Raw genomic sequence first — 6,659 nt, 5'->3', positions numbered from 1 at the left:
CCATATGCTCCCGCCCCATGACGACCGCCCCGCAATATGCCGTTCAGATGTGCGGCATTATCATCATTGGCATCTAGCGAACAAACGCTGGCTGGCGGCCGCTTATTCTCAATTCCGATAAAGCGATCTCCGGGCCGGCAAGCACGAAAATACCTTCGCTGGCATGTGTGCCGACATGAAAGTCATCGGGAGCGACTGCATCGAGCTGGCGCGCATCACTAAAATAGGTTTTCGAAGAAAACGTATAACCCGGCATCGGCTCAACAATTAAATCCGGCATGCGATCCAATGCCGCGCCGTGAAAGATTTCATCGCGGCGAAAAACATTTTTGACAACCGGCTGTTGTGTTTGCGGGTCACGCCACGCGCCGAGCTTGTTCTTCAAATTGGAGATATCGGAGTCCGTAGCATTTGGCCCGAGATAAACATATCCCCAAAACGCGCTCACGGCATAGGCCAGCGAGCGGCCATGATCGATGCTCTGCATGCGCAGCGCGCCGCCCAACTCCCGGCGCTTGGATTTCGGCAGCAGGCGTTTGCGCAACTGCAAAACATCGAGCTTGCGAATGAGGCTGGCATGGCGCATCCAGGATTTTTTCATGCCGTTCCGCCGGGATTGCGGCGTGAGAAAACCATTGGCAAACAGCCAATGATTCAACTCCGCGCGCGTGTTGTGCCGCTGAAAGCCGTGATCCGAGAGTACCACGATCAGCGTGTCTTCGCCCATCGTTTTCTTTGCCAGAGAGAATAACTCTCCCAGCGCATGATCGAGCGGTTTAAAAAAATGGAGAATGACTTGCTGATGCCGCTTTTCGTGATAGGCGGGATGCGAGTCGTCAAGATATTTCCACAAAGCGTGCTGCAAGAAGTCCACGGCTTGCAATTGCAAAAACGCGAAATCCCAAATCTCACGCTGCAACAAATAAAGCATGGCCTCGACGCGGCTGGTCAAGAAGAGCTGCATCTTGCGCAAAAATCCGTCGAAATCCGCCTGTATGCGGCCGTGCTCGTCTTCTTCTTTCAGCAACGGCCATTCGTAGCCGAGCTGCGTTTCAAGCTCGTGGAGCAGCGTTGCGGGATGGGTGAAGGTCGAGGCGCGGCTCGGCGTCATCAAGCCGCTGATGATCACGCCGTTGATTTGCGGCGGCGGATAGGTGACCGGCAAATCCACCACGGCCACACGCTTGTTGTGGCGGCTCAGCAGTTGCCACAGCGTAGGCATCCGCAGCGAGGTGGCGTTCACGAAAAAAGTACGGTGCTGCTCGCGATCATATCCTTGAAAATCAAAAATGCCGTGTTTGCCGGGATTACAGCCCGTCATAAACGTGCTCCACGCCGCCGGGGTGATCGGCGGAATGGTCGATTGCAGCACGCCGCTGACGCCAGCTTGCGCGAGCCGGCTCAACTGCGGCATGTGCCCGGCTTGCATGAGCGGCTGCAGGATCGTCCAGGTGCCGCCATCCAAGCCGACGCAAAAAACGCGGCGGGTTTGATTGGGATCCATCATGACTTCAAAATTCGAGCTTGCAATTTTGGAATAGGATGATAACTTTTCGATGCAATAATAATCCGTTCTTTCATCCTGCAGATAGACAACAAAAGACTTGAGTGTTCCTATGAACTCCAACTATGTTGAAAAACGCGATGACGGCTATTGGGTTGCGCAAACACGGGTATCGCTTGATTCCATTGTCTATGCCTTCCTCAGCGGCCAATCTGCCGAAAGCATTGCTCAAGCTTTTCCAGTTCTCACCTTAGAACAGGTTTATGGCGCGATCACTTTTTATCTGGCATACCGGGCTGAGATTGACGCTTATCTTGTCGCTCAACGCAACGATTATGCCGTCAAGCGCCAAGCGGCTCGAGATACAGACCCGATGTTCTACAAAAAGATCGCCGCCGCTAAGGAACACCTAAAACTGGCTGGATCATGAAAATCAAATTTCAGGCTGACGCTGATTTTAACCAGACGATCCTCAATGCTATCGTCCGCAGCGAACCTCTGATTAAGTTCCAAACTGCTGATGCAGCCGGCTTGCGGGGTATGCAAGACGAAGATGTGCTAGAACGCGCCGCGAAAAGTGAGCGACTCTTAGTAACACACGATCACCGCACAATGCCGGCAAATTTTGCAGAATTTATTTCAACGCAAGAAAGTCCAGGCATTTTGATCGTCCCGCAGCATCTTGAACTCACGACGGTTGTTGATGACATCATTCTCATCTGGATGGTATCAGATACAGAGGACTGGATCAATCGTATTGCTTATCTGCCGCTTTAGCCCTTTTGGGCGTTCACAAAAGCTCTAACGCCGAACGTTTAATCTCGCACGAAACCGCTGCAACATCGCGCGATCGTCTTTCTCCAAACAAAACTGCGCGGCACCCGCCCCATACACACCCGCTAAAATTGCCGCCTGCCACCAGATTCCCCACGGCGTTGCCAATCTCACCACGGCGTATGCCAGCACGCAAAGCGCCAGCAATCTTAGCGTCAATCGCGTATAGGGAAACACGCCCAAAATCTTGCGCAATGCCAACAAGCGCGCCAGGTTCACCCCCACGATTGCCAGGCCGCTGCCTAGCGCAGCGCCCATTGCGCCGTACTTCGGAATGAGAATCGCATTGAGCGCGATTGCCGTCACAGCGGCGATGGCCAAAAAACGCATTTCCCATTTTTCGCGATTCATCATTTGCAGGAACTGCCCGGCAGGTCCGACGCCCGCGTCCACCAAAGAGGCAAAGGCAATGATCAGCAGCACCGGCACACCGGCGACGAATTCTTCGCCGAAGAGGCGCAAGATCGGCTCGGCAAATACCCAGCACGCCAGGCAAATCGGCAAAGTGACCAGCAATGACCAGCGCACAACCATGCGATAGTAATGAACAATGGCAGCTTGATCATCGCGGCCGTGCGCTTCGGCAATCACCGTGCTGAACATCGGCACGAACGAGCCCATGGCCAGCGTTTGAAAATCAGCAATGCGAAAGGCAGCGTGATAAATGCCCACCTGTGAAAGGCTCGACAGCGCGCCGATCATCAAGCGGTCGGCTTGATTCATAACCAGCCCGGAAAAGCGCGAGAACCACACACGCACCGTGAACTGCAACATCTCGCGCGTCGGCACGGCGGCGTGTTCTGCGGAAGCCTTGGGCACATGCGGCCGGAGCTTGATCAACCCAACAAAAGTGGAGATCACGGTGCTCGTCAACAAAGCGGCCATCGCCCAAGACACACTCAGCGAAGTAAACCAGGCAAGCGCGCCGACAATGAGCAGCAAGCCAATGGGCTGCAGCATGCGCCGAATCAGCGCTTCGGTCGCGACTTCGCGAAAGGCGCGCAACGCAAAACCGATCCACGAGAGCAACACCAGTACCGGCAAGATAACGGCAATCCAGGGCAGCACCGGCGCGAGATCCGGTTGCCCGATCACGCGCGCGGCTATTTCTTCACTGAAGAAAAAAAACCCGGCGCTCACTATCAGCGTCAAAGCGCCCATCACCAGCAGAGCGACGCGGATCACCTTCCGGATTTCAGCGGGACGGTTTTGCGCACGCGCCACCGCGATGTAGCGCACCGTGGTTTGCGAAAAACCGCCGAGGCAGACGCCGTCCAGAAAGCTGAGCAGCGAACTGCCGTAGGTGAACATGCCAAATTCCCGCAGGCCGAGCAGTTTTGAAAGAACGATTTGAGCGATAAAATTGATGCCGCGCCCGGCGAGCGTGCCGAGCAAAACAATGCCGCTGTGCCGCGCCATTGCTTCGGGGCGCACGCGTTTCAACTTCCCATTGGGGGAAATCGCCGGCGCCGCAGCGCGGCGTAGATCGACCGCCGCCGGCTCGCTGGCCAGGTTGTGGGAAATTTCGCGCGTCACGCTCACAATCGTTGATCTGCTTCCGTTTTGTTCGCCACGTACCACGCCACGGTTTTTGCCAGGCCCTCGCGCAGCGAAGTCGGAGGCTGCCATTGCAGGGCCTTTTTCATCTTCGTCACCTCGAGGATTTTCTTGGCCTGGCCATCAGGTTTGGAGGTGTTCCACCGAATCGCGCCTTGAAAGCCTGAGACCTCCTGCATGGTTTCCGCCAATGCGCGAATCGACGTGCCGACGCCGGTGCCGATATTCAGCGGCTCGATCTCGTTATAAACTTCCGTCGCCTTGAGGATGCCGGCGGCGCAATCATCGACATAAAGAAACTCCCGAATCGGCTTGCCTGTGCCCCACACCTCAACTTCCGGCGCACCGGCCTGTTTCGCCTCGACGAATTTCCGAATCAACGCGGCGGCCACATGCGAACGATCAGGATGAAACGTATCGCGCGGGCCGTAGAGATTCGTGAGAATCAAATGAATGCTGTTGAGGCCGTATTGCTTGTTGTATGCCAGGCCTTGAATCGCAAGAATCTTCTTCGTCATGCCGTAGTTGACCACGGTTTCGTGCGGCAGGCCGTTCCACAAATCCTTTTCCGCCAATTCATTTTCAAGATAACCGGGATACGAACACGCCGTGCCGATCTGCACGAATTTTCCCACGCCGGCTTTGCGCGCAGCCTCCATGAGATTCGCGCCCATCACCAAATTTTCGTAGAAAATGCGGCCCGGGTAAAGTTGATTGATCCAAATGCCGCCGTAGTACGCGGCGCAATGGATCACAATGTGCGGCTGAAATTTTGCGAAACATTCATCCGCCGCTTCCAGCCGGGTGAAATCATATTGGCTTTTGCGCGGCGTCAGAATCTCGCAGCCGGAAGTTTGCAAGCGATCAACCAGATGGCTGCCGAGAAAGCCCGCGCCGCCGGTGATGAGAACGCGTTTATTTTGCCAGAAAGACATCGTCATAGCTCTTGTGTGTTACTTTGTTTGATGCAGCCTGATTGAATCGAGAAACCTCTCAACCCAAGTTATCGTCATACCCCAGCTCTTTCAGCACTACACCGGCTTCAGCGCGCATGCGCGCTAGAATTGCCTCCGGCAGTTTGCGATAGTTGCCCAGGCTCGGCATGAAGCCACGGCTCGAAGCAGCGAGCGGATCTTCCAGGCCGTGGCCGGTGGTATGCTCGTGTTTGTAAAATTGCAGCATTTGCGCTTCCCAAGACTCGCCGAGAAAATCCAACAGCGCGCGGCACGTTTTTTCCGGATGTTCGACCAACGCCTCATAGCGCAGCTCGAAGACACGCTGCTGATGTTGGCGTTGAAACGCGAGCATCTTGCGGCATTGCTCCGCCCAATAACGTGCGCCGCCGACATAGGGATCGCCGCAAGCCTGTTTCATCGCCTCCGCCTGTCGAATCACTTTTTCGCCAACCGAACAGGCTACGTCGAGGCCGTGGCGATAAATAAACACATACTGGCATTGCGGACCGTAAAGCCGTTCGATAAAATCGAGGCAATCGATGTAATGCGGACTCTTGTCGGCCCAGCGCTGTTTCTGCCGCGCCGCAGCATAGCGCGAAAAGTAATAGCTGCTGAATTCGCGCAGTTTGGCCAGCACATGTTCTTCGTCAAATCCCATCGCATGCAAACCGGCCAGTGCCTTGCGATCGCGCCACACCGCGCTGAGCGGCAGCAAGAAAATTGACTCCGTCGGGCACGCGATGCGCGAATGGCTGTCGAGGATCAACCGCAAAAGCGTGGTGCCGGAACGATGCACGCCGATCAAGAAAATCGGCGGCTCCGTGAGCGTGGGCGCGCCGGCCGGTGCCAGTATCACCGAGCGGCGCGACTTCTTGAGTTTGCGCCGCAGGCGCGCCATCATATTCATTTGCTTCGTGACGCGCGGCGGCGCGCCGTTGGCCGCCGGCTCCGGTTGTTGGAGTTGCGTTTGCATTACACGTTGCTGAGCGGATTCCGGATATCAATGGTTTCGTAAGCGCGCATCAGTTCGTCCACGCCTTGTTCCACAGAAATCGTCGTTTGAAATCCCAGCGCATGGATTTTTTCATAGGAGACTTCATAATTGCGCTGATCTTCATCTTTGCCGACATCGGCATAGTGCAGATAGAAATCGACTTTCCGGCGCACCAGGTCGGCAATGTCTTCCTTGCTATAATTCATGTTTTCCGAGCCGACGTTGTAGACATTGCCGATCATGCGCTCGGCGTTTTCCAGCGCGAACATGAAACTGCGCGCCATGTCGATCACATGAATGAACGTGCGCTTGAAGGTTCGTTCATAAATAATCAGATTGCGAACCTTCACGGCTTGATACACAAAATCGTTGATCAACAAATCCAGGCGCATGCGCGGCGAGACGCCGAACGCCGTGGCATAGCGATAACAAATGGTATTGGGAGAATCGAGCAAATGTTGCTCGGCCTGGGTTTTAGTGCGGCCGTAAATGGTGAGCGGGTTGAGCGGTGTGGTTTCCGTGCAGATTTGGCCGACCACGGCGCCGTAGTTCGAGCCGGTGGAGGCGTAGAGCACAAGCTGTCCGCGCTCGCGATTCTTCTCGACGATTTTCGTGCCGATAAAATTCACATCGTGCGCAAGCTGCTCGTTTTTTTTGCAGGCGGGATAGCCGACAATTGCAGCGAGATGAATGATGGCATCCACGCCCTTGACGGCCTGGCGCACCTTAGGCTCATCCAGGATATTTCCTTTGATGAACTCAAAATTCGGATAGCTGAAATGCGGCAGCAGGCTCGCGCCGCCGTACATCAAAT

Annotated in this window: 7 protein-coding genes; 2 read left to right on the top strand and 5 right to left on the bottom strand. The window is 55.2% G+C overall.

What is annotated here, in order from left to right:
* Positions 1 to 73: 73 nt before the first annotated feature.
* Positions 74 to 1,507, bottom strand: coding sequence for a hypothetical protein (locus FBQ85_24640; GenBank protein ID MDL1878320.1), 1,434 nt, complete (start codon positions 1,505 to 1,507; stop codon positions 74 to 76).
* A 109-nt stretch (positions 1,508 to 1,616) separates the two neighbouring features.
* Between FBQ85_24640 and FBQ85_24635 the strand changes: the two genes are divergently transcribed.
* Positions 1,617 to 1,934, top strand: a complete 318-nt coding sequence (locus tag FBQ85_24635; GenBank protein MDL1878319.1) for a DUF433 domain-containing protein — start codon at positions 1,617 to 1,619, stop codon at positions 1,932 to 1,934.
* Positions 1,931 to 2,281 (top strand): hypothetical protein, encoded by a 351-nt coding sequence (locus tag FBQ85_24630; protein ID MDL1878318.1) that lies wholly within the window; start codon positions 1,931 to 1,933, stop codon positions 2,279 to 2,281. The genes FBQ85_24635 and FBQ85_24630 overlap by 4 nt, the downstream gene beginning before the upstream one ends.
* Before the next feature lie 24 nt (positions 2,282 to 2,305).
* Here the strand turns inward: FBQ85_24630 and FBQ85_24625 are convergent, their stop codons facing one another.
* From FBQ85_24625 to FBQ85_24610, 4 genes are all read right to left on the bottom strand, one after another.
* A complete protein-coding gene (locus FBQ85_24625; GenBank protein ID MDL1878317.1) occupies positions 2,306 to 3,967 on the bottom strand; it encodes a hypothetical protein in 1,662 nt (553 codons plus the stop codon).
* Positions 3,877 to 4,830, bottom strand: a complete 954-nt coding sequence (locus tag FBQ85_24620) for a GDP-L-fucose synthase (GenBank protein MDL1878316.1) — start codon at positions 4,828 to 4,830, stop codon at positions 3,877 to 3,879. Before FBQ85_24620 ends, FBQ85_24625 begins: the two co-directional genes overlap by 91 nt.
* A 58-nt stretch (positions 4,831 to 4,888) precedes the next feature.
* A complete protein-coding gene (locus FBQ85_24615) occupies positions 4,889 to 5,824 on the bottom strand; it encodes a sulfotransferase (protein ID MDL1878315.1) in 936 nt (311 codons plus the stop codon).
* On the bottom strand, positions 5,824 to 6,659 hold an 836-nt coding region (locus FBQ85_24610), incomplete at its 5' end, for an SDR family oxidoreductase (protein MDL1878314.1). The genes FBQ85_24615 and FBQ85_24610, both read right to left, overlap by 1 nt.

The organism is Cytophagia bacterium CHB2 (assembly GCA_030263535.1).
GTDB lineage: Bacteria > Zhuqueibacterota > Zhuqueibacteria > Zhuqueibacterales > Zhuqueibacteraceae > Coneutiohabitans.
Note: the sequence above shows the minus strand (reverse complement) of the source record. Positions and strands in the feature narration are given on the sequence as shown.

Excerpts from the sequence above, each read along its gene's own strand:
- FBQ85_24635 (MDL1878319.1), top strand. The coding sequence starts at position 1,617 with ATGAACTCCAACTATGTTGAAAAACGCGATGACGGCTATTGGGTTGCG.
- FBQ85_24630 (MDL1878318.1), top strand. The coding sequence starts at position 1,931 with ATGAAAATCAAATTTCAGGCTGACGCTGATTTTAACCAGACGATCCTC.
- FBQ85_24625 (MDL1878317.1), bottom strand. The coding sequence starts at position 3,967 with ATGGCAGCCTCCGACTTCGCTGCGCGAGGGCCTGGCAAAAACCGTGGC.
- FBQ85_24640 (MDL1878320.1), bottom strand. The coding sequence starts at position 1,507 with ATGATGGATCCCAATCAAACCCGCCGCGTTTTTTGCGTCGGCTTGGAT.
- FBQ85_24620 (MDL1878316.1), bottom strand. The coding sequence starts at position 4,830 with ATGTCTTTCTGGCAAAATAAACGCGTTCTCATCACCGGCGGCGCGGGC.
- FBQ85_24615 (MDL1878315.1), bottom strand. The coding sequence starts at position 5,824 with ATGCAAACGCAACTCCAACAACCGGAGCCGGCGGCCAACGGCGCGCCG.